17 protein-coding genes are annotated in these 23486 nt (G+C 34.1%); 3 read left to right on the top strand and 14 right to left on the bottom strand.

The window, feature by feature from the left end; all coding sequences use genetic code 11:
• Positions 1-63 precede the first annotated feature (63 nt).
• Positions 64-621, bottom strand: a complete 558-nt coding sequence (locus ACFS3A_RS25225; RefSeq protein ID WP_379828325.1) for an RNA polymerase sigma-70 factor — start codon at positions 619-621, stop codon at positions 64-66.
• Between the two features lie 571 nt (positions 622-1192).
• On the opposite strand from ACFS3A_RS25225, the gene ACFS3A_RS25220 reads away from it, so the two are divergent.
• Entirely contained in the window at positions 1193-2767 is a 1575-nt protein-coding gene (locus tag ACFS3A_RS25220; protein WP_379828324.1) for a hypothetical protein, read from the top strand.
• Between the two features lie 200 nt (positions 2768-2967).
• Here ACFS3A_RS25220 and ACFS3A_RS25215 read toward each other — a convergent pair whose 3' ends face one another.
• From ACFS3A_RS25215 to ACFS3A_RS25175, 9 genes are all read right to left on the bottom strand, one after another.
• The gene (locus ACFS3A_RS25215) at positions 2968-4626 is read right to left on the bottom strand and encodes a S1C family serine protease (protein WP_379828323.1); all 1659 of its coding nucleotides are present in this window, start codon (positions 4624-4626) and stop codon (positions 2968-2970) included.
• Positions 4616-5803, bottom strand: coding sequence for a TlpA family protein disulfide reductase (locus ACFS3A_RS25210; protein ID WP_379828322.1), 1188 nt, complete (start codon positions 5801-5803; stop codon positions 4616-4618). Before ACFS3A_RS25210 ends, ACFS3A_RS25215 begins: the two co-directional genes overlap by 11 nt.
• Before the next feature lie 6 nt (positions 5804-5809).
• Positions 5810-6964: a peroxiredoxin family protein gene (locus tag ACFS3A_RS25205; RefSeq protein ID WP_379828321.1), complete on the bottom strand. Its 1155-nt coding sequence runs from the start codon at positions 6962-6964 to the stop codon at positions 5810-5812.
• 81 nt (positions 6965-7045) lie between these two features.
• Complete coding sequence (locus tag ACFS3A_RS25200; RefSeq protein ID WP_379828320.1) at positions 7046-8611, bottom strand: PKD-like family lipoprotein; 1566 nt, start codon at positions 8609-8611, stop codon at positions 7046-7048.
• A gap of 32 nt (positions 8612-8643) precedes the next feature.
• A complete protein-coding gene (locus ACFS3A_RS25195) occupies positions 8644-9399 on the bottom strand; it encodes a DUF4843 domain-containing protein (RefSeq protein WP_379828319.1) in 756 nt (251 codons plus the stop codon).
• A 22-nt stretch (positions 9400-9421) separates the two neighbouring features.
• Positions 9422-10861, bottom strand: coding sequence for a RagB/SusD family nutrient uptake outer membrane protein (locus ACFS3A_RS25190; RefSeq protein WP_379828318.1), 1440 nt, complete (start codon positions 10859-10861; stop codon positions 9422-9424).
• A gap of 33 nt (positions 10862-10894) precedes the next feature.
• Positions 10895-14269 (bottom strand): SusC/RagA family TonB-linked outer membrane protein, encoded by a 3375-nt coding sequence (locus ACFS3A_RS25185; protein WP_379828317.1) that lies wholly within the window; start codon positions 14267-14269, stop codon positions 10895-10897.
• Between the two features lie 106 nt (positions 14270-14375).
• Positions 14376-15521 carry a FecR family protein gene (locus ACFS3A_RS25180; RefSeq protein WP_379828316.1) on the bottom strand — a complete coding sequence of 382 codons (1146 nt, stop codon included), beginning with the start codon at positions 15519-15521 and terminating at the stop codon, positions 14376-14378.
• 132 nt (positions 15522-15653) lie between these two features.
• Positions 15654-16196 (bottom strand): RNA polymerase sigma-70 factor, encoded by a 543-nt coding sequence (locus tag ACFS3A_RS25175; RefSeq protein ID WP_379828315.1) that lies wholly within the window; start codon positions 16194-16196, stop codon positions 15654-15656.
• An 841-nt stretch (positions 16197-17037) separates the two neighbouring features.
• Between ACFS3A_RS25175 and ACFS3A_RS25170 the strand changes: the two genes are divergently transcribed.
• Positions 17038-17322: a hypothetical protein gene (locus tag ACFS3A_RS25170; RefSeq protein ID WP_379828314.1), complete on the top strand. Its 285-nt coding sequence runs from the start codon at positions 17038-17040 to the stop codon at positions 17320-17322.
• Between the two features lie 160 nt (positions 17323-17482).
• Here the strand turns inward: ACFS3A_RS25170 and ACFS3A_RS25165 are convergent, their stop codons facing one another.
• On the bottom strand, positions 17483-17701 hold the full coding sequence (locus tag ACFS3A_RS25165) for a TraM recognition domain-containing protein (RefSeq protein WP_379828376.1): 219 nt from the start codon (positions 17699-17701) through the stop codon (positions 17483-17485).
• 272 nt (positions 17702-17973) lie between these two features.
• On the opposite strand from ACFS3A_RS25165, the gene ACFS3A_RS25160 reads away from it, so the two are divergent.
• Entirely contained in the window at positions 17974-19245 is a 1272-nt protein-coding gene (locus ACFS3A_RS25160; protein ID WP_379828313.1) for an MFS transporter, read from the top strand.
• Between the two features lie 389 nt (positions 19246-19634).
• Here the strand turns inward: ACFS3A_RS25160 and ACFS3A_RS25155 are convergent, their stop codons facing one another.
• From ACFS3A_RS25155 to ACFS3A_RS25145, 3 genes are all read right to left on the bottom strand, one after another.
• Positions 19635-21248 carry an MBL fold metallo-hydrolase gene (locus ACFS3A_RS25155; protein WP_379828312.1) on the bottom strand — a complete coding sequence of 538 codons (1614 nt, stop codon included), beginning with the start codon at positions 21246-21248 and terminating at the stop codon, positions 19635-19637.
• Positions 21249-21401: 153 nt separating this feature from the next.
• Positions 21402-22316: a cupin-like domain-containing protein gene (locus ACFS3A_RS25150; RefSeq protein WP_379828311.1), complete on the bottom strand. Its 915-nt coding sequence runs from the start codon at positions 22314-22316 to the stop codon at positions 21402-21404.
• 34 nt (positions 22317-22350) lie between these two features.
• On the bottom strand, positions 22351-23486 hold a 1136-nt coding region (locus ACFS3A_RS25145), incomplete at its 5' end, for a thioesterase domain-containing protein (protein WP_379828310.1).

Raw genomic sequence — 23486 nt, 5'->3', positions numbered from 1 at the left:
GTAGGCGCTGCAGGTTACGCTTTTGTTAAGAAAAAGCTGCACCTTACATTTTGAAATTTCCTTTTAATTGAATTCGCCCAAATAAGTACGCATAAATTTCAACGCATAAGTAATATGATACTTAACGGTTTCAATTGATACATTGAGCTCATCTGCGATTTCTTTATTGCTGTAATGTTTGATACGGCTGAGAATAAAAACTTCTTTGGATTTCTTTGGCAGCAGCATGGTTGCTTTATCAACCGCTTTTTGCAATTCTTCATAATAAACAGCATCTTCTGTTGCATTCTGACTGCCGTACGAAACAGTGTTTTTCTCTAAAACTTCCTGTATGTATTGATCCGAAACGGCGTACGATTTGATATAATCCAAAGTCATATAACGCACTGAAGTATAGATATAAGCAGCAAAACTTTTCTGAATGACAATCGTTTTACGACGTTCCCAAATAGAGGTAAAAACTTCCTGAACAATTTCTTCTGAAATAGCAACCGACTTCATTCTGAGATATACAAAACGAACCAGTATATCACGGTATCTAAAATAAAGTTCATCAAAAGCTTTATCCTTGCCAGACTTTAGTAAGTCAACAAGTTCTTCGTCTGTAAACTTCTTATACATGATTTATTATTTTGGCATGAATAATCAAATGAAAAATGCCTAACGAAGGCTTTCTTCCGATTTCGTGTTGATAATAATCCTGTTCTGTAAAAAATGACATATACAAAGTATTGAGTTCTTCTTATATGTCTCCAAATTTAAAGATGAGGGTAGGTCGAAAAGGTTACGTTTACATTAATAAATCCACCTAAAAACAAAACATATTATTAACATTTAAATTCAAAAGTAAACTGTAAACAAGCTTACTTGCCCATTTGGAACTTGGACCTAAGAAAGGGATATCTTTTTTGCTACAAAAAGTTAAGTTAGTTTTGTGAAATAATGAATTGGATTTTGACATTATTTCATGCTATTCAAATAAGCCCCCAACCATCATCCACTCACTGGCCAAAATCAAATTAAAAAAATCTAATAAAAATATAAACAGTCTAAAACTAACTAAAAAAAATAATCCCGCTCTAATTACGGAAAAATGAGGAAAACCGTAAAAAATATCTCAAATTATTCTCTTTATTTGCTTAGGCAATTCAATTTTTACCTTAAAAAAATTAACTCTAAACAGCCCATCAAATTGAAAAAAATTACAAAAACCAAAAGTATTACAGGAGCGTTTCTTTTAACAGCATTATTAGCAACGCCTGTCTGCTATTCTCAGAAAAAAACAGCTGCAAAACCTCCAAAAAAAACAGTAACGACAGAAAAAGTAGCTTCTACAGCCCCTGTCTTGCAGAGCAGCGTCCCTTTTAAACTACTGGATCTAGCCCCGAGCAGACCAGTGCCAGAAGAGCTGATCAAAAAGCTGAAGGAAATGGGTGTCAACATCAGCAGCAATACTTTCAAAATTCCCGCAGCTGCAGAAAAGAACTTTATGTATGATTATTTTCTGTTGTACGGAGAAAAGCAGGAATCCTATCTGTCCAATCTTAACGGAACTATTGAAAAGATCCCGGCTGATACAAGGCTAATCACCGCTACAAAAAATAATTCTAAGATATTCACTGATAAATGCATCAATCAGGTTGAAATGTCCAAGTGTTCCAATATCAGAATTATCGGTCCTGACGGAAAAAAACTTAATGCTGATCTTTCCAGATATTATTTTGCACTTAATATGAAGCAGAATCTGTACAATTCTGAAGACCACACTTATGTAATTGTTTATACCGAATCAGGAGGTCAGAATATTATCACCGAAAGCGGAAGCACTTTTTTTCCTTCGGATCTGTTTAGTATCAGCTTTATAGTTCCGGGATTCATTATTTATGAAGAAAAACAGGGAGACCCGCAACAGCTCATGCAGCTGAATAGCAGAAAAAAAATAGACATTTCAAAATATGATTACGTCAAAGGACTCGAAATCAACAGATATCTTATCGGAAAGAAAAATGATAAATACTTTCTAATCGATCCTACCACCGACAAAGTGCTTTTTGAATCTGATAAAAGGATACAGGAAGTTTATTATCCAAGCGATGTAAACCCTGAAAATTATTTTGCTTTAGGAAACAGTGGTAGCCAGGAGCTTGTAGATATCAATGGGAAGAAAGTCATCGAAGGACAGTATGCCAGATTCGGCTTTTATGTTTCAGGAAATACCTTTTCTGTGGAAAATTTGCAAGGAAAAGGCAATTATTATGACCTGGCCAAAAAAGCTTTTGTCTACGGCGATTTTTACAACAGCCTCTCTACAGAAGGGCCTTTCAATGTAGCCAAATATAACGGCTATATCCAGATCTGTGACAATGCAACAGAAGAACTGCTTTACGGCGCGTCTAAAAACGTAAAAGAACTTCGTTTTACCGCAAACATGTACAGCATCGAAAAACACGGAACAGCAGAAAGCGCCGGTAAAAATCTGGACATCTATGACAGGGAAAGCCGCACGCTTCTTTTTGAGAATGTTTCCAGTCTTGGCTATATCTCCGGCACCGAGAGTTATTACAAGGTCTCAAAGGAAACAAATGGAGAAAATAAATACACCATTGTCAATAGAAAAGGCAAAGTGGTAATTCCGGAAATTATTGTTCCCGATTACATCCGCTATAATTCAGACAAGAAAGTATTCGAGCTCACAAAAAAAAATACTGCAAAAGCCGCAGCGACTGACTGCTATGATTTAACTGGTACCAAAATTAACTGCCAGTAAGACTCATAGCATTCAATCCAGAAATAAACCACAATTCCCTGCTATGAATTAAAAAAAGCTTCAGAAGAATCTGAAGCTTTTTTATTCCAAACCATCTTGTCCTGCAGCCGGGCAAAATTAAAAATAAAAGAAATCTGAGAAAAAATTAAAAACATATAACCAATGCGAATTAATTTCTCTCAATTTTTTCTTACGGAAAATTAAATTTCATTATTTAAAGCGGATTCTACAAAATTAAAAATTACATCAGCGGGTACTGCGAGTGAACAGGTACGGCTGAACCGGGCTATATTAATTCCCATAAAAGTTCCGTCGGCTTTAAAAACAGGCCCTCCACATTGATAAGGCAGCAACTTTGCATCATGAGCAAAAACGGCTTCAAAATTATCAAATCTTTCACTTCTGCCACCCAGAAATTTATTCGAAGGATGGTCGCTTAAGGGGAATTCTTCTAATACTACGGCATGATCGAACTCTTCTCCGTTTCTTAATCCCTTTATCGAAATAGTATCACCAACCCTATACTGCATTAATTCTCTGCCATAATCTTCTGGCTTCACAACAGCAATACCATTAATGAACTTTATCTGGTCCTGTATCTGCAGACCTGCTTTTGCAGCGGGACTATTGGGACCTAAACTTGTAATGGTTATATTTCCTTTAATAAAATTGGCGCCAGCACCAAAGTAACCTTTGGCAGGTTTAGTGGTAAATTTAAAAACATTAGATCCTAAAGAACTTAATTCATTTTTATTATCACTTAAAAAACTAACAAGGGTTATTCCAGGATTTTCAAATGAGTCAGCAGCTTTAGTTTTAGAAATGCCTTCTTTATTAATTTTATTGATTTTTAGAAGTGCCAGATCATTTGGTAAATTAGTAGCAACAGCTTTTGTATCGTATAATTTACCATCAAGTTTAACTAAAACAGTGTTTGTTAGCAGACTACTTTTAGTAACAATCCATGAAGAATTTCTTGATTTATTTTGAGATTTAATAAGTGTCCCAAAAGCTATTACTTTTACCTCATCAGCCTTACTTACTATTTCAACTATCGCTTTTGCTACCAAATTATGCGGTGTAGTGCTTAGATTTATAAGTTTATACTTTAAAGTGTCAGATTTAAACTGTAGTTTATCTGAAGGTAGTTCTGCATAATTTATCGGTTGCAGCAAATATTCCCAATATTCTCTGAAAAGGTTGATCGGTGACTCGTAATTAATATCTTCATCTACAGCTATACGGCTATGAATTGCAATAACTCTTCCTAAGTTATCAAAAAGCGGACCTCCAGAATCTCCGGGTTCCATTTTACAAGTTGAAACCATAAATCCCCACGGATCTAATACGGTTGCTATTTTACCTACACGTATTGTTGGAATTTCTTGATCGAGTGTTGTTGGATAAGCTATACTAACGCACAAATTGTTAGTGCTCATGCTATCAGACCAACCCATTTCTGCAAAAGGGTAAGTTCCCGGATCAATTATTTTAAGCAGACCTATGTCAGGTCTTCCCTGCATGGATTTAATTCCCATTCTTCCCAAAGCTTTAGCTCTCGCCGTTTTTCCATCAGGAAAATGTACACTATAAAAATTACCCGGATGGATGGCATGAGCTGCCGTTAAAATAATTCCTTCCTGCTTCACGACAACACCCGAAAACTGCGGGCTGTTTTGTTTTAAGTTTAAACTATCAATACCCCACAGCTTTACAACTGCAGGATAAGATTTTTCTAAAATTTTTTTGACGATTTTATCCTGACTTTCTGTATTCTGTGCTGTTAAAACGCTGTGGATTAACAGCAGCAATACAAATATCTTTTTCAGTAGAAAAAATGCTGTTTTTTTACTTCTCACTTTCAATTGCTTTAGCTAACTGGTCTTTTAAAGATTCGCTGAAACCAGTAAATTTCTGAATTATTTTACCTTCTCTATCAATTAAAAATAAGGTTGGTATACCTACAATCATAAATTCTTTTAGTGTCTTTTCTTTATCAGGACTTAACACCTGAGGCCAGGGCATATTTTCTTGTGCCATAGCTTTGCGCCATGCTTCTTCATTAGAATCTACGGAAACACTCAGCACGTCAAATCCTTTATCTTTATATTTAGCGTAAAGTTCTTTTACCGCAGGAATGGCTTTTCTGCAGGGACCGCACCAGCTTGCCCAAAAATCAATCAGAACATATTTACCTTTAAAAGACTCTATGCTGATTACATCTCCATTAGGAGAAGGATAGGCAAATGCAGGTATCTGGCTTTTATTTTTTAATGAATTTCTAATATTCTTTTTGGTTTGATATTCCTTATCCAGATATTTCAGATTTTCGGATTGCGGATATTTTTTAAGTGCCTGCTGTATATTTGATTCAAAAAACGCACTGTCACTATCAGTAGGATACAAACTCAGTAAATAAGCGATGGCCGGGCTATCGGAGTTAACTTCAATAAATTTCTCCAAACGAAGTCTATTAAATTCTCCTGATTTTTTGATAAACCCATCACTCTTTATGTATTTTCTCCAGGTTGAATCCTGCTGTGCCGTACGATTTGCCACAAGCCATTCATCATTCAATATTTTCATTTCTTCGGAGGCTAGATACTGATTGTAATCTGCTGTATTAATAATCTTAGTTGCTTTAGAACTACTTTGCAGCTCAACAAAACCAGAATTTTTCATTTTAAATTTAGACGTATCATAACCACGAGCCAAAACTTTTACGTCTGCATCGGCCCAAAAAGATGCGGTCTGCCATTTTAAAATATCTAAGGAATACAACGTTTGTTTTTTATTCGTTTTTAGTCTGAAATCTCCCTGCTCATTTACTACTGCTGAATCGATAAGTTTTCTTTGATTCCCAATGCCTTCATATAACCAGATTTTATTGTATTTTTTAAAAATCTCCGGGTTTAGATTCTGAACATGTCCGTAAACAGCAATTGATTTCTCCGACTGTGCCTGTAAGACAACTGATGCGAAAAAGAAAAGAATGAAACTCAGGCAAAAAGGGTTTATTTTTTTTAATGGTATCATATCTATTTATTGTTTAAATATTTCTTTTAATGTTTGATCTAGTTCTTCGTGACCGGAGCCTTTCCAGCGTTTAACTAATCGTCCTTCTTTATCTAATAAAATTTGTGTAGGATATGCCTCTATACTATACATTTCAACAACATCCTGTTTTAGATTAATTTCGTTGTTAATAACATTTGTCCAGGTTAAGCCATCTTTTTCAATAGCTCCTTTCCAATTTTTTTCAGCTATAGTCTGACTTTGAACTTTTTCACTTGCAACACCTAAAATTTCAAAACCTAGCGATTTGTATTTAGCATATAATTCTTTTAAATGAGGATTAGCGGCACGACACGGACCACACCAGCTGCCCCAAAAATCCAACAGTACATATTTTCCTTTAAAATCAGAAAGTTTAACCAGCTTACCATTTACATCAGGTTTGGTAAAATCAGGCATCGCACCACCATCACTTATTATTTTATTGGCCTCAATTTTAGATTTTATACCCTGACCATATCTGGTATTTTTGTATGTTGGAGACAAGGCATTGAATGCTTGTTCTAACTCGCTTTCAGAATAACTTTTGGATGTTTGATTTAAGTAATAAATGCTGGCAAGTAAATCGGGATTTTCTTTAATAAAAGTATTTTTACCATCTTCAATAGCCTTTCGGTTGGCCATCATCTTTTTTACATGCTTCTCAGTTTCTTCTTTAATACCCATCATACGTATTTCTGTGAATTGCTGTTGAAGCGCCATCATTTCTTTTATGTTTTTGGCTTGTAATTTTCTTAGTTTTGTAAAACCGTCATTATGGATATCGCCTGTTACTTCAGCCAGATGCAGTTCCTCTACATTACCATTGACAGTAATATTTGCTCCTTTACTAAGGACAATTTCTAAACCTGGAGCTGGCATATACATACCTGTTTTACCTCCACCTAAATAGATGTTACGATCGTAACTTGTTCGTAATTGTGTAACAATAGGCTCATCTGTGGCTTTACCACTCAATTCAAATACATCATTTTTTGCTTGTACTTTAATATCTCCTTCAGGCCCAGGAACAATTATTTGCTCGTTGCCTTGTCCTTTAATTTTTCCTTTAATGGTAAAATCTTGTGCACTAACTGCAATTGTAGCAGAACACATTATCACTGAAATTATAAACTTTTTCATTTATTTAGTTTTATTGTTTTTTGTTATTAATTACTTATTATTTTATCCCGATACATTTGTGGCGTATCGGGATGAAATCGATTACCTGACAATAAATGGTTTCCATGCCATGGCTTTAATTTTACCAAACCCTGTGTACTTTTTTTCTGTACCAGTTATTATTGCCCCATTGGTTTCATTTACCCCCATTTGATAAACCGATCCTATTTTTGTACTTTCATTATAAGTGGCTATGTATAAAATTTTACAAAAATTCTTAGGATCGTATATAACACCAGTAGCTCTATTCTGATTGTAATATTTTTGCAAAGAAATTGTCGTTATGGTTTCGCCAGCTGGCGGAGTCCAAAGTTTATCTGTAGTGCCAGGCGTGTATTTAAATTGATATAAATTATTAGGAGAACTATAGTAAAACACTTCGCCATATGCCCCGGCGGTAATGGCATTAACACTTGCTATTTCGGGACACGAACTCATGTTATATTTACCTCGTCCAATTGTAGTGGTCTCTCCGCCAATAAAATTTGCGGTTAGTAAAAAATAACTGCCGCCAGCATCTTTCATAAGCATATGTTCGAAATTGCTGAATCCTAAATCAGAATCGATTAATTCTAAACCAACGTTTTTGACATCAAATGCTGCTGTTGCAAGCTGTGTAGTTGCAATAGGAATAATTTCTGCACCCCTTGAAACCACTTTAACAAACCTCTTATTGGTTTGGTCGTAGAGAATTGCATCAAAAGCAGCACTTGTTGCAGTCGCCATCCAAGGTGCTAATTTTCCATAACTGCCAGCTAAGGCATCATTAAACGCTCTGTCTCCAGGTGCAATAATGGTGTAATCAACCACATGCAGCTGATTGTTATTTATTAGAAATTCTTTTCTGGCTATAGTTGCAGTAACAAATTCGGGACTTTGTACTGCTGGAGGTGTCCAAAACAATTTATCATTAAAAACGGCAGTACTTCTAAATGTTGTGGGATCGACGCGAACCGCATTATTAGAACTTTGAATATACAAGGCATGAGCTCCCGTAAGGTTAGCAAGTGAATAAATTAGTGAACCAGGTTTACCGGGTATTGGAGCTCCATTAGCATTTGAATATAAGTCATAATACACCCGTTCATTAGTGGCGGTTTTAGAAATTTCATTATTAGTTATCAAACCAACATCTGTATTGCCATCTTTTTCGTAGAGTACCATCCAACCTTCAGCTAAAGAAGGAGTGACAGCCACAGGAAATTTTGCAAATGTTTTTACCCCTGTATTTGTATTGGTTACTGTAAAAAGAACCTCCCAAACTAATTCATTGGCTGTAATCTCTTTATGAAGGTGCAAAGTAGTTGCTAAATCATGTCTTTCCTGTACATCTCTATTGATCTGGGCAGGATACATTTCCCAGCTGAAACTTAATTCCTTAAACTGAGGATTTTGAGGATTTACTTGTGTGCCCTTATAGATTACTTTAGGCTGCAACGTTAAGGTATCATAACGTAAAATAGAATAAGAGGTTTCCATTTCAGAAACATCAATAGTTACTTCATCTAACTTTTGATACTCATAATTCCCTTTGTCATCATAACAGGAAACCATTGCAATCATTAGAAACAAGAAGCTGTACAACTTAAATATATTTGCTTTTCTCATTTTTATTTTTTTTAATTAGTCTTATCCAAAGATTATGGAAAAACAACTAATACATTATTTTCATCTCTCAAAGGCTGACTGTGCTCTTGATTATATCTTATTAATTCGCTTTTGCAGCGATTTTGATAATACTGAGCACGCGTGTAACTAATTTCATTAGGAGGAACAGGTGTGCCTGTATAACGAACTTTAAATACTGGAGCTTCACCGATTATAGTTGTAATGAATTGAAATTTAACATCGGAATAGACACCGAAAAAGGTAGACAACCTATAATAAGGAAGCGGGTCTACATCCCAATGAGCTGGTTTACTAAATTTGTCTCTAAAAACAATTTTTAAATCAGAACGTTCTGTAATTCCCTTTTTAAAGTTTTCATTTTCTTTAAGTCCAAAAACAATCTTAGCAGACTTATTTTTAAAATCAGAAGAGCGGTAGATATAAACAGGAAAAACATCCTGATAGGTATTTGCTTTCAGTACATAGTCCTTTAACTTATAATGCACTCCTTCTACAATTGCAGTGGTATCTCCACCTATTGGCTTTAGCCTGAAAGTTCGGTCTTGAGCATTAGAAAATCCAGTTACTCTAACAGAAAACATTATGCTGTCGACGCTGTTAAGTGATTTAAAAGCATAGTTGTACTCCAAACTATCTGGCTTTGTAGTGTTAGTGCCTAACCATAAATTCAGTCCGCTGAAATCTTCAGGATATATTGATTTGGGTTCCTCTTCACATCCTATAAATAGCAAGGAGCAGATTAGTATTGCAAATGTTATATTTTTCATAGTGATGAAATGTGTTTTTTAATTATTGATTATCTACTCTGCCAGGTGCGTTATTAAGCTCACTTATTGGAATTGGTAATTTGTAACCTTTAATAGCTATTATATCATTAATTGGCGAACGAGGAATACGGCTTGAGTTTAATCTTTTATGAAAAAAGAACAGTTGTCCTTCGCCTATAACATCCTTTCTAAATTCTTGTAATAAAACAGTATCAAATACAGAGCTGTCAATAGTCATTGCACTGAGCCCTCTGTGTACGCGTACCTCATTAATCAATGTTGAAGCCTTTGTAATATCAGTATCTTTGAGTGCTTCCGCAGCAATAAAGAACATTTCAGACAATTTTATAATTGGCATTTTATTGCGATAAGCAGTCGGCCAGCTTGTACTTTCTAACTGTTCGTACTTTCTTAAAAAATAATTCCCTTCATTGTTTGCTCTGTACCAGTATAGATATCTGTAATCGTCTGAGTTACTATCGTAATATTCGGTTCTGGTTGCAGGAAACATATAAAAAACATTACTGCCACCTGTTGTGGTAAACGAGTTTTGATAAATAGTATTCATTCGAACAATATTTAAAGCAAACAAATGTTCCGTAGAAAATATAAGGTCTGCATTATTTGCATCTACCAAACTATTTTGAGTAATCCAGGGGAATTTCGCTGAATTTATTACCTCCATAGCATTTGAGACTGCTTGAGCATGATCATGTTTATAGAGATAAGCTCTTGCTAAGAGCCCTTTAACCGCATAATAATTTAAATGCACCTGACGATTCATTAAATATCCATTATCATCTGCAATAGTAATTTGCTGACCTGTTACTATAGGATCGTTTTTCAATAACTCTGCTGCCTGGTTCAAATCAGTAATAACATTAGTAATTACTGCATCTACTGAAAGTTGCGGCGCAATTTCCTTACTCGCTTTTGTGAAATACGGAATAGACAATTTGTTTGGATTTTCCTTATAGCTTGCTCCAAATACACGAAGAAGATCAAAATGAATCCATGCTCTTAGTGCTAAAGCCTCTCCTTTTATAATGTTAAAATTATTATCTCTAAAGGCTCCTTTTTTAGCATCAATTTCTTCTAATAATTTATTGTCATTGGCTATTGCATTATACATTTGATTCCAAATAGCATCAATTCTATTTAAAGAGGTGGTGCTATTTTTATAATCATAGGTTTTATCAAAGTCATAAGAAATACTTTGAAAATCCCACTCAGCCCCTAAAACTCCCATTAATCCAAAGGTCATTTCTCTTCCATATAATGGTTCGTAGGCCAAAGTCGTGTAAACGCCTGCCAATGCCTCTTTGAAGCCGCTTTCGGATGAAAATAAATTACTATCGCGAACTTGGGATTTGGGTTCAACATCGAGCCAGTCTGTACAAGAACTCAAAACTAGCGATAGTGTTAAGACAATTATTTGGGGAAATATTTTATATACTTTCATGATTTAAAACTTTATACGTTAATATTGCATCTGTTAAAATGATGCCTGGACAGAAAAAGAAAACGTTCTTGCAAAAGGAAAATCTAATCCTCGTTCGGCTCTAATGGTTGACATTCTTGCTAAATCGTTGCCGAATAGTGTAACTCTTAATCTGCTCAACCTCGCTTTTTCTAAAAAGTTTTTATTTCTAAAATCATAAGAAATATTAACAGAATTCAACAGTAATTCATCAAGATCTTGAACAAAACGGGAGCTTGGATTGGTTCGGGTTGGAGTACGGCCAATTGCTTTAAAAAAAGCATTATCCCCTGGATTTTTCCAGGTATCAGTAAATACACGTTCATCCACATTGTATTGAATATCCACATTCTCTACTCTATCCACTAATGTTTGATTGTAATATTGGCCTCCTAGACGATACGAAAATGCGCAGTTGATACCAAAACCTTTATACTGTGCATTAAATCCAAAACTTCCTCGAACTTTAGGGGTAGATTCTCCTACAGCTACCTGATCATTTGGATCCCAGACATAAGTTAGCTCTCCATTCTTTTTTACAAAAATTTCGCTCCCTGTAGCAGGATCAATTCCCATAGATCGAACGGCCCAAATAGCAGTAGTAGATTTTCCCTCCTGATATCTTACAAAAGGTTTTGTAGATGCACCTCTATCTGCTTCTAATTCATCATTAACTGAATTTAGTGCATCTGAAATTTTAACTAATTTGTTTTTATTAGATCCAACGTTTAAAAATAAATTAACAAAACTATTGCTAGACGGATTACTCCATACTTTATAGTTTAAAGTGGCATCGACACCGTTATTTCTTATTTCGCCTAAATTTTCTGAAATAGTGCTAAACCCTACTGATCCTGGCATAGCTACCTGTGTAAGCAGGTTGTTAGTGAGACTTATGTAATAATCAAATCGTAAAGATAATTTGCTCCATAAGCCTAAATCCAAACCAAAATTATAATCTTGCGTTTGCTGCCACTTCAACTGATCGTTTGCCAAACCTATTAATTTTGCTCCCACTATATTATCATAATAACTATCTGTAAAATAGTTGTAAGTAGCCATGGCCTGATAAGGATTAAAATTTTGGCTTCCAGTATATCCGGTAGATGTGCGCAATTTTAACTGTGTTATCCAATCTTGTTTGAAAAATTTTTCTTTATGGATATTCCATCCTAAACCAACCGACCAGAAGCTCCCCCAGCGATTATCGGCGCCAAATATGCTGGATCCTTGTAAACGATAAGTAAGATCTGCTAAATAACGGTCATCGTATGAATAGTTTAACGCAGAAAGCAATCCTGTTTCCCTAGTAAGAGCATCAGAACCTGATGGTCGCTCATCTTGAGCATATTGCCTTGCAAAATTTATATAATCTACTCTGTCATTTAAAAAGCCCTGAGCATGCACGCCATGGCTTTCGCTTCCCACTTCGTATAAGTTCCATCCCGCATTTAAGTAAAAAAGGTGTTTATTGATCGTTTTGGAATAGTTTAGCGTAAGATCTGTTTTAATAGAATGGCTTTTGCCATCGGTTATCGTATAATCGCCTCTTCTATAGAAATCTGCTTCTGAATATTCAGCGTAGCGGGTATGATTGGCAGGATAAAAATCTTCTCTGGTTTCATGAATCTGCGTATAGCCCAAACGACCAACAATTTTAAGTGCCTTGGAAACAGTCCACTCTGCTTGAAAATTATTGGTAATATCAATGTAATCATTAAAATTTTTAGTTCCTAACGTAGCATTAAATAATGGATTATAATAGTTTATAGGAGTTCCAGATCCGGAATTAAACTGTCCTAATAATTTTTTAATATTGCCATTATCATCATAAGGAGTCCAATACGGATTTAATCTTGTGTATTCAGAAAATGAACCATAAGGAGAATCGTAGGCATGATTGCCAGTAACCGTCAGAATATTTCGAAAAATAAAATCACTAACACGATACGATAAAAATATATTGCCCGAAGTGGTTCTTCGCCCCGATTCTTTCATAACTCCCGGTATGGAGTTATACGTTAAATCTGCTCCATAAGTAAAATTATCATCCCCTCCTTCAAGAGATAATGTGCTTTTGTGCCCCACAGCTGTTGTTAAGGGTTGAGAAAGCCAATAGGTATTAACTCCTCTTGCCACCTCAGCATAAGTTCTATTATATTGCTCTTTGAGTAATTGTTCACTATAATAAAAATTAGAACTATACCTCCCGGCATTTAATTCTACCTGAAGTTTTTGCTCGGCATTGGTTAGATGATAACTGCTCAAATCCGGAGCGGTTACATTTAGATCTCCCGTATAGCTTACTCTCAGTTTCCCTTTTTGAGGTCTTTTAGTTTCAACTACAACAACTCCGTTTGCCGCTCTGGAACCATAAATAGCTTTTGCAGCGGCATCTTTAAGGATTGTTACAGCAGCTACCCTGTTCATATCCAAATCGTAGATTTTCTGCAGAGTAGTCTCAAATCCATCCAAGATAAACAAAGGGGAATTGGGGTTATTTGCATATTCACCGCTTAAACCGGGCAGGCTGTTAGCTCCCCTGATTTGTACGTCTGGTAAAATATTCGGATTCGAACCTGCGGCTATATTATCTATTTGAACAAATGAAGGATCCAGTATTTTCAAACTTTGAATTAAGTTTTGATTTCCTATAGTTCTCAATTCAGCAGCAGTAAATGTAGATGCCGCGCCGGTAAAACTTTCTTTATTTCTGGTGTAGATCCCTGTAGACACAATTTTTACAGCCTGAAGTTCCGTAACATCTTCTTCTAAAGCTACTTTAAGCTGCTTATTATTAATAATTGGAACTTCTTTAGTTTTATAACCTATATATGAAAATTGAAGAATATCATTTTCAGCAACTTGTATAGTAAATTGGCCATTCAAGTCTGTAACTTCAGTATTTTTTGTCTTTTTTGAAGTTACACTTACTCCCGGTATAGCTAAACCCTTAGCATCTGTTACAATACCAGATATCTGAATTTCTATTTGCTGATTAGAATTACGGAGAATTGCTGCAACAGCAGGTTTGATTACAATAGTGTTATTTCCTGCTAATGAAAACTCAAGCTTATTAGCAGTAACGCATTTTTCAAGTAAATCTGAAATTTTAACTGTTCCCTTTTTTAAATTTACCTTGGGTGCGTTTAAAAACAAATCTTGAGAATAGATAAAATTGTAATTGGTCTGTTGGATAATTAAGTCAAATATTTCATTAACGCTGATTGTAACTTCTTGCTTTATAATAATTTTCTCGTTTTGGGAAAAAGCGATGGTTGGCGACATACTAAAAGCAGTGAGACAGCAGAATAACAGTATGGTTCGGATCATAAAAATAAAATATCGATCCCTGCAGGAGGGACGAAAAATGGTTTGGTTAATTTTCATAAATTTGTATTGGTGATTGGTTATTAAAAATAATTGGTCATTGGGAATCAAAAAGGGGGATTGTTATACACCGGCCAAAGTTTATATGCTTTCCCTCTTTTTATATTTATCTAAAAATCACAGTCTTTTCTTTTATTTCATAGGATTTAATTTGGTTAGTAGTTTTAATTAATTCTAGTATCACTTCAAGGTTTTGGTTTTTGCTGAATTGTCCTTTAAACTTCTCATTTTTAATTGTTTCATCTTTGATAATAAATTCCACATCATACCATCGGGATAAAACTTTTACAATATCCTTTAATGTCAAATTATCAAAAACAAATTGACCATTCAACCAGGCTAATTCCCTATCTAGATTGGCAGGAGCTATTCTTAAAGAAGAAGCCATTACACTTACGACAGATTGTTCCCCAGGGCTTAATTGTTCTTTTTTAGCAGCATAATCAATAACAACCTTACCTTCTTTTAAGGTGGTTATTAGATTCTCTTCATCTTTATATGCTTTTATATTGAATTGGGTACCGAGTACTTCAACATTTTGTCCTTTAGTTTTTACATTGAAGTGCGACCCTTTATGAACTGAACTTGGAGATACTTCAAAATAAGCCTCACCATATACCAGCTCTACAAAACGAGGTTTACCGTCGATAAAATGATTAGGAAATTTCAGCTGGGTTTCAGAGTTAAGCCTCACTTTCGTTCCATCGGCTAATAACAAAGAGAATTGTCCTGCACGTGGAATGGTAAGGTAATTGTACTCTATTGCTACACTATTATCTGAATAGGTTACTGATTTATCATTTGCAGTCACGCCGTTGCCTTTATATGAATTTCCGTTTCCTAAAATAATAGTCTTTCCATTTCCTAAAACTAAGATAGCCTTATCGGTACCCGGCGCAATAACTGGCTTTCCGGATACAATGGTGGTTTCGATTTTGTTTATAGAATCGTGTTGGGCAAAATAAAATAGAGTACCCAATACAATCACTGCTGCTGCAGCATATTTCCATATAGGTGGTTTAGTTACGCCAATGGCTTTTTGTACATTTTTCCAGGCTCTTTTTTTATTTATTTGTTGGGATAATAATTGTCGCTGTCTCCTTTTTTCAGGATCGTTTATGTTTTCAAAAATATAATCTTTATACTTCTGCTCAAAAAGATCTGTCTCCTTTAATTCTTTTGGGTCTTCTTCTCTGACCAGCGATAGGGCAATCTGTCTTGAAAGTTTATAAAGTTTGTTTAAAGTTGTCATTTTAGTTAGGTTTTTATACTAAGACGACAAAAAAGATAAAGTGGGTATAGAAAAAAAATATTTTTTTTAACGTTTTTAAAAAAACGCCTAAATATTCACAATCAAACAGACATATTACTGTATAATATTTAGCTATTGTTTTAATTCGGTTAAAAAAGCAAATAAAAGAAAATAATCTTTTAATACGGGACGTAAGCGCTTGTAAGCAATCTTTTTTTGTAGTTTAATGGTATTTACAGAAATTTTAAGTTCCTCAGAAATTTCCGGATTACTCATCCCTTTCATACTCAATCTTATAATTTGAGCACATTTTTCAGGTAACGCTGTTATGGCTTTTTCCAAGATATGATTTGTGTCAGAGATAACTACCTCACTATGAAAAAACATATCCGCCTCCCATTTAGATATGTCCTGCACATCTAAAGATTGCGTTGTTCTTACATAGACACTCTTCAAATAATCGAGAGACTGATTTTTAACGGCGGTATATAAATATGATTTAATAGCTTTGTCATTTTTAAAAGCAATTTTTTCTTCCCATATTCTGATAAAAACATCTTGTACTAAATCTTGTGAGGCTTCAAGGTTTTCAATATACTTATTGGCAAACAAGCATAAACTAGTATACATACTGTCAAATATATACTTGTATTCTTTCAATGTTAATGTTTTCATCTCTGCAGTTGGAAATATTAGAAATTCAAAATAGTTTAAAAATACCAGACGTCAGATTATACCGCATCTTCGCAGTTGAAGATCAACATTTAAAAAATTAATTAAACACTTCAAATTTAAAGCAAGCAAATATAAATATAAATTCTACAATTTCGATAGAGTTAATCGTTTTAGTTCTTCATCTTTTTTTTCTAAATAAAGTAATCTCTATTTAAACATCTAAAAGCATGAAACTTAACAAGTTTAAAACATTACACTCAGATCTTGCTTCAAATCTTTATGTCTCAGAAATTTCTTAATCTGAAGAATTTATATCAGAAAATAACCAAAGTACTGAAACAGGAATTATGGCAAAATACTAAAATAATCGATTCCCTTCACCATCATTTATACTTTTCAACTGCTTAACAGTTATAGACCATGTCAAAAACGAAAATCAACAAATTTTTTAAAGAAGAAAATCCTGTTATAATTTTTTAGATTATTTAAACCTCCCTCAAATAATATTCATTTTTTTTCAAAGCCAGTGCACATCGTTTTTTGATGAGCAAAAACTTAGAATCTACGGCAAATAATGTTTTTGGTTTCCAAGAGGTATTAAACAGGCTGCTTTATTAAATACTATGCTATTAATTCTTTTACAACATATTTAAAAGGTAGTACTCTCATTACAAAAAATAGACCAATCCAATCCTGTCTCACTTCACCGGTCTAAAATAAAAATAATCTAAAAAAATAAAAACAGTCTCAAAGAAAGAAAGAAAAAAAGAAAGAAAGAAAACGGCAACTTAATAAAAACTACAAGGTGCTATTTCCCGTATATAAGTAAAAGACTTCAATCATGGAAACCTCACCTATAACACCAAAAGTTCTTCAGATTCTTTCTGCCAGATATGGTATGAGCTGTTCCCTGGAAGAGCTGTCACAATTAATCTGTCCGGCTCTTAACAGCTCCCTATCGTTCGAAAGAAGTAAAGCATCCGAGAAGCAAAATCAGGCGGTTATATTAGAAACTCTCATACTGCTGCATGATCAGGGTTTTATCTTTTTAGATTCCGATACAGACCGAAGCGTTATCACCATAAAAGGACTGCTTAAAATCCATAACAGGATTTTATGTAATTAATTTCAGTAGCGGGCAATTTACCCATTACTAAATAAATCAATAATCCTTCATTTTTTTACAATCATATGTTTCGGTGCCGGAACCTGAAAAAGCCATTCCATTTCGGTATAAATAAAGAGCTCATTAATGAAATCTTAGAAGGAGAACCCGCTGCATCCAATTATCTGGAACGGCTGATGGAGATGTCTGCGCTATTGATTGAAATCCTCTCCCTGTCCTGGATAATCTTGCCTAACCATTCTGAAATCTGCTTGCTGGTGCCTCCGTTTATCTGTTCCGAGATAATATTTGCAGTAATGTTCATAATCACATCGGTCTGGTCGCAACCATAGCCTTTGCTCAGCTGGCTGAAGCCCTGTATTACTAAACAGGTGACCACTTTATTGCCAGCTGTACCTTCTCCGTCCAAAAAGAAAAACAAAAGTAATCACAAAACAGTCTTAAACTAACTAACAATTTTCAATATTCATAAAGCCGAACAAAAGTTTTGTGGCACAATCTTGACACTTTACATATTGAAAAATAAAGAATTCAGCAAAATCGGGATGTAAGAAGTTACGGTACGAACATATTAAACAAACAACATGGAAAAACAATGCTCTCCTGTTGCGTTTGAATTCGTATATTCGGCCTTTATTTTGAAAAAAGAGAATGATTGCAAAATTGAATGAAAAAAAATCCTATCCATGGATTGTTGTTGGCTTACTATGGTTTGTTGCTTTATTGAATTATTTAGACCGACAAATGCTCTCCACTATGAAGTCAGCGATGATGGATGACATTCCTGAATTAGCTAAAGCTGAAAATTTCGGTCTTTTGATGGCTATATTCCTTTGGATTTATGCGTTTATGAGCCCTGTTTCCGGAATTATAGCCGATCGGTTTAACCGAAAAAGAATCATTGTAGGAAGTCTTTTTATCTGGTCCGGGGTGACTATGGCTATGGGTTATGCCACAACTTTCAATCAGATTTATATTTTGCGTGGCATTATGGGTTTTAGCGAAGCCTTTTATATTCCGGCTGCCTTATCCTTAATTACAGATTACCATCAGGAAAAAACACGCTCTTTTGCAATTGCGATTCATACCACCGGAATTTATTTAGGACAGGCACTCGGTGGTTTTGGAGCTACTATTTCCAAGTATTTTTCCTGGCATTTCAGCTTTCATTCCGTAGGTTTAATCGGTGTGCTTTACAGTTTAATACTAATATTTTTTATACAAGAAAAAAAAACTTACTTCTCAGATCCAGCAAAAAAGTCATCTGGCCACAATGAATTCAGACAAATGTTCAAAGGATTGGGAATATTATTTGGTAATATCTCCTTTTGGGTTTTGCTCTTTTATTTCTCTGCACCAAGTTTACCGGGCTGGGCAGCCAAAAACTGGTTACCCACCTTATTTACTGAAACTTTACATTTAGACATGTCTCTAGCGGGACCAATTGCAACGGTAACTATTTCGATGTCTTCCTTTTTTGGCGTTTTAATTGGAGGTGCCATTTCAGACAGATGGGTGATGAAACATCTTAAAGGAAGAATTTATACCAGCGCTATTGGATTGTTTCTTACCATTCCGGCATTGTTTTTATTTGGCTATTGCTGTGACATAGCAGCTATTATTTTTGGCGCTATCCTTTTTGGACTTGGATTTGGAATATACGACACCAACAATATGCCTATTCTTTGTCAGTTTGTTGCGCCCCGCTACAGGGCTACGGGATATGGAATTATGAATTTTACAGGTATTTCGGCCGGAGCTGTTATCACAGAATTTTTAGGAAAAGCAGCTGATGGTGGAGGAATAAGAAACGTTTTTGTACTACTCTTATTTGTAGTTTTTACTGCAATCTTTTTACAACTGTTGAGCCTGCATCCAAAAACTATAGATATGACTGATGAGGACGAGGTTACAAGAGTATAAATCTAAAAAAGAGACAAATGCTATTTAAAAAATTACTCTTTATTTGACTGCATAGGAAACCAAATTCGATTCACAGAGTCTAAAATAACCTAAAGTAAATTTTTTAAGATCGTTAATGTTAATAATATTACGTATTAAATTACTTGGTGGTGTCCCAATTTTTTTAATGTGGCAATTCAAACCAAAAAACACTTTTCGTTGATAGAAATAAAAAAACTGCATTCTGAATTCAATCAGAATGCAGTTTTCTTGATTCGATTTCTTTTTAGATCACTAAAAAATAATTATGTTAGTATCTATATTGTAAAAAAATAAAGAAACCCTGTGATCTGCATCGTAATATTGAGTAATAAAGATATTCTTAGTACTCTATCCTTTTATAATTTTAATTAAACCTCTGCACTTGAATAATTGTAAAAAATTTCTTTCTCACCAAAAAGTCTTTCAGAAATAATATTTCTTTCTTTACAATATTCAATAAGAATATTAGATTGTACAATTGGATTAGATTCATCTGTATATTTTATACTGCTAATGAATTCTAGCCAAGGTTCTTGTCCCATAGCGTAAACATATACTTCTTTTGCATTAAAAGCATTAATAAGTCCCTTACCTTTTTCAAAATTTGAACCTGCTAATCTTCGTGATATATCTTTATCCCTTGGTAAACTTTCTGTTAATAAGGGACCATAAAGCCATGATAAAGGGGCTCCATCACACTCCATTCCTAAGAAAAGCACATCAACATCGCCCAAAACCTTTTGAACATGTTGATACAATCTAGACTCAATATTACAAGAATCTGCGACAAAAAGCATTTTAAAATCTCCAACACTTACATGATGGCATATTTTGGCCTGTATATTTAAATCCGAATGTTCCCCTACAAAAGGTACACCTGTTATTACACAGTCACTAAACTTGATTGCTTCCATTTCATCAATTTCAATAACATTATCAAAACCGATTGCATTTAGCATCAATTTTATACTTGGATCCTGCAATGCACCATTAGAAGATCTGGGCACAACAATATTCTTAATCTTATGGCGCAAAGGAATTAATGTTTCAAACAAAATATGGTCCTGATGATTGTGAGTAATTAAAACATAATCAATACTTTCCGGTAAATCCATATCCGAATAACGTTCAACCTTCTGATCGTATCCATAATAACTTATTACCGGATCTAACATTATACTGATATCTTTTGTTTCTACCAGTATACAAGCATGCCCGAAATACCTCATTCTTACCTTGTCTCCTTCGTATTTATTGTACTCTTTTGGGGCTTCAGTAGTAAAAAAAGAATCAAAAACAGGTTCGTCTTCTTCACTAATTCCTAATACTTTTTTTACAGAATCCAAATCTCCTGGATTTTTTTTCATTCTGCTTAACGCATCCAGACCTTTATGGCTGAATGGGATATTAAGATGAATCTTGTCTTTATCTGCTAAACGCGGTGTACTTAAAACAAAAGGACGCTCATCGTTTTCTGTTAACCATAATAAGATACTTTGTGAAGATGGATTGTAAAATTTGCTATGATACAAAAGAGGTTCAAAAAATCTAAAAGAAGCTTGATTGTTCAGGTCATAATAAAGTTCTACATATCCCTTGAGTATTTCAGGAACTTCCTCATACAACGGATCTAAAGAGTATCCTTTTGCTTTGTTTTTCAAAAGAGTATCCAGAGTTTTGATTGCTTCACTAAAAGCTACCATATCTTTTTGCTTTTCCAGAGTCTCTTCTTTTAATTGTTGGATTTCATCAACTCTTTTTCCATCATAATCAATAAAAGGGCCTCCGAGCATTTTAGGATTTTTAACGGCTGCAGCATGAGCGGAAGGTGCCTGAATATAGGAATTCATAATTTTCAAATTTCGCCCTGTAATATTCATTGCACTGGTAGCAGGAGAAATCAAATGACTCCACGCATACCAATTATCAAACAATGGCTCAATTACTACATTTGGTTTTAGAAACAATTTCTGATTATTCATTTTTTAGAATTTGATATATAATTTTTGCGGCAGATTTTTTCTATTATAAATTAGCTTTTAAATTATAATATTGTGTTACATCTTATTACTAAATAGAAACTCCATAGAAATAAATCTTTTAATATTTTGTATTCAAATACAATTTAGGATCTATTAAACGATCGCAAATTTATTTTTAAAAAATTGTATCATTTCGTTTGAATCGGCTTTTCCATCGATTTCATCCTTAAGGAAAAATTTAGCAATTTCTAATTGATCATCTTCCGGATGATTTTCAATATGATTACATAATCTCTCTACCTGCAAAGCATGAACGAAATTCCATGTAATGGATATACTATCTGATGTACACGTTACATCGTGAAACCAACCTGAAGGAAAAAAAACGATTTCACCCGGAACCAATGTATCTTCATAATCATGTGTAATATTTTTAAAATTTGGAAACTTAACATAATCCGGATTTTTAACATCTACAAAATCGTGATTATTATCCATCACATTCAATTCTTTATCTGGGCTAAATAAGTATATTTTTTTTTCTCCATAAAATTGACATAAAACAGCATTACTAGTAAATGGATCCTTATGTAGCCTTGTTCTTGAACCTTTGCCAGAAATAAATAATCCTTTATATGGATAATTGAACTCATTTACATTTCTGTTTAAAACATCATTATTACTTGGTATAGCTAATGAAGTTTTTGGAATAAAGTATGGATGTCCCCACGAACTTTTTAAATCTTCAAAAACTTTATCTGACCAATAAAATTCTACTTCTTTTAGTTTTGTATACCATCTCATATATTTATTGGAGAACCCTTCTTTTTCTGTTCTAAAAAAATTATTGTCTATGTATTTTTCGAGTGGCTGAATAGTTTGTAAATCAAATAAGTCATTATAAACTTGAACTTTATGGTTCCCAAAGGTTTTTTTTAGATATTCGGGCGTAAATTTTCCCATATCCCATTTTTCCATACCATCTGTTACAATGACTGGTTTATTAGCAAAAATATAATCTTCTATAAATTTTTCTTCTGTTATGTTTTTAACTCTTGGTATTTTCATCTTATTTATTATTTTTTATTTAAACGTTTTTTTCTTAAAATTTAACTTCTGCTTTCAAGCATTCATATATTTGTCCAATATGATTATTATCTAAGAGGGACATGTGGGTTGCAGGAATTAAATGTACGATCACTTCTTTAGTCGTAAATTGGCTCCATCCGTAATCAACTTCCATATCATTTTCAATAATACTAGTTTCATCATCCTTTTCAATTAAACCATACATTGCCTTAAACAAAGTTACCTCTACATCTAGTTTCTTTTCTTCCGGCTTATGCAAGTATGAATAATTTTCATTATTAAACTTGACTTCCAAGCGTCCTCTTATTTCTTCTTCATTTATTTTAAAATTTGAGTTTTGAGATAACTTACATACCTCCTCTAATTGCTCTTGCTTTGATTTTCCTTCAAGTACTAAATTTGACCAATTAAACTCTTTACGGAACATATCATTTATTTCTTCATGCAAATAATCCCTAAACGCCTGATCGAGATCCCTCTCTTCGAGTTTTATGCTATTAACATCAATAAGAGAACTGTCAAATATTATTAATTCCTCAATATCAAATCCTTTACTGCGTAATTGCAATGCCATTTCATAAGCAACAAGCCCTCCAAAAGAATATCCTCCAAGTCGATAAGGACCATAGGGATCTATTGTTTGCATTTCTGTAATAAACAAAGATGCCATTTCTTCAATTGATGTTGAAATTTTAGATTTCCCATATAATCCAGGAGACTGAAAAGCGTAGACAGGGTAATTTTCCCCTAATAATTTAGCCAACTCTACATAACAATTGATTGTCCCACTTCCTGGTGGTGCTAAATATAAAGCTTTTTGATTTCCGGTTTCCTGCAAAGGGATCATGATCGCATCCTTACTAGAAATTGCTGTATACATATTCACAATGAACTCAGAAATAGTTGGATATTCAAATATACTGTTAATGTTTATATCTAATGTAAATGCTTCATTAATACGAACAACTAATTTTATAACCAATAAACTATGTCCTCCCAACTCAAAGAAGTTGTCATGGATACCTACTTTTTCAACTCCCAGCAAATCCTGCCAGATAGCGGCCAATCGCATTTCAACATCATTTCGGGGTTCCACGTATTGCTTTGTCGATAATACAGAACTATCCGGTTCAGGCAGGGATTTCTTGT

Source organism: Flavobacterium notoginsengisoli (assembly GCF_042686225.1).
Taxonomy (GTDB): Bacteria; Bacteroidota; Bacteroidia; order Flavobacteriales; family Flavobacteriaceae; genus Flavobacterium; species Flavobacterium notoginsengisoli.
Note: the sequence above shows the minus strand (reverse complement) of the source record. Positions and strands in the feature narration are given on the sequence as shown.

Coding starts and splice junctions, on each gene's coding strand:
- ACFS3A_RS25225 (WP_379828325.1), bottom strand. CDS start 621: ATGTATAAGAAGTTTACAGACGAAGAACTTGTTGACTTACTAAAGTCT.
- ACFS3A_RS25210 (WP_379828322.1), bottom strand. CDS start 5,803: ATGATACCATTAAAAAAAATAAACCCTTTTTGCCTGAGTTTCATTCTT.
- ACFS3A_RS25205 (WP_379828321.1), bottom strand. CDS start 6,964: ATGAAAAAGTTTATAATTTCAGTGATAATGTGTTCTGCTACAATTGCA.
- ACFS3A_RS25200 (WP_379828320.1), bottom strand. CDS start 8,611: ATGAGAAAAGCAAATATATTTAAGTTGTACAGCTTCTTGTTTCTAATG.
- ACFS3A_RS25195 (WP_379828319.1), bottom strand. CDS start 9,399: ATGAAAAATATAACATTTGCAATACTAATCTGCTCCTTGCTATTTATA.
- ACFS3A_RS25190 (WP_379828318.1), bottom strand. CDS start 10,861: ATGAAAGTATATAAAATATTTCCCCAAATAATTGTCTTAACACTATCG.
- ACFS3A_RS25185 (WP_379828317.1), bottom strand. CDS start 14,269: ATGAAAATTAACCAAACCATTTTTCGTCCCTCCTGCAGGGATCGATAT.
- ACFS3A_RS25180 (WP_379828316.1), bottom strand. CDS start 15,521: ATGACAACTTTAAACAAACTTTATAAACTTTCAAGACAGATTGCCCTA.
- ACFS3A_RS25175 (WP_379828315.1), bottom strand. CDS start 16,196: ATGAAAACATTAACATTGAAAGAATACAAGTATATATTTGACAGTATG.
- ACFS3A_RS25170 (WP_379828314.1), top strand. CDS start 17,038: ATGGAAACCTCACCTATAACACCAAAAGTTCTTCAGATTCTTTCTGCC.
- ACFS3A_RS25160 (WP_379828313.1), top strand. CDS start 17,974: ATGATTGCAAAATTGAATGAAAAAAAATCCTATCCATGGATTGTTGTT.
- ACFS3A_RS25155 (WP_379828312.1), bottom strand. CDS start 21,248: ATGAATAATCAGAAATTGTTTCTAAAACCAAATGTAGTAATTGAGCCA.
- ACFS3A_RS25150 (WP_379828311.1), bottom strand. CDS start 22,316: ATGAAAATACCAAGAGTTAAAAACATAACAGAAGAAAAATTTATAGAA.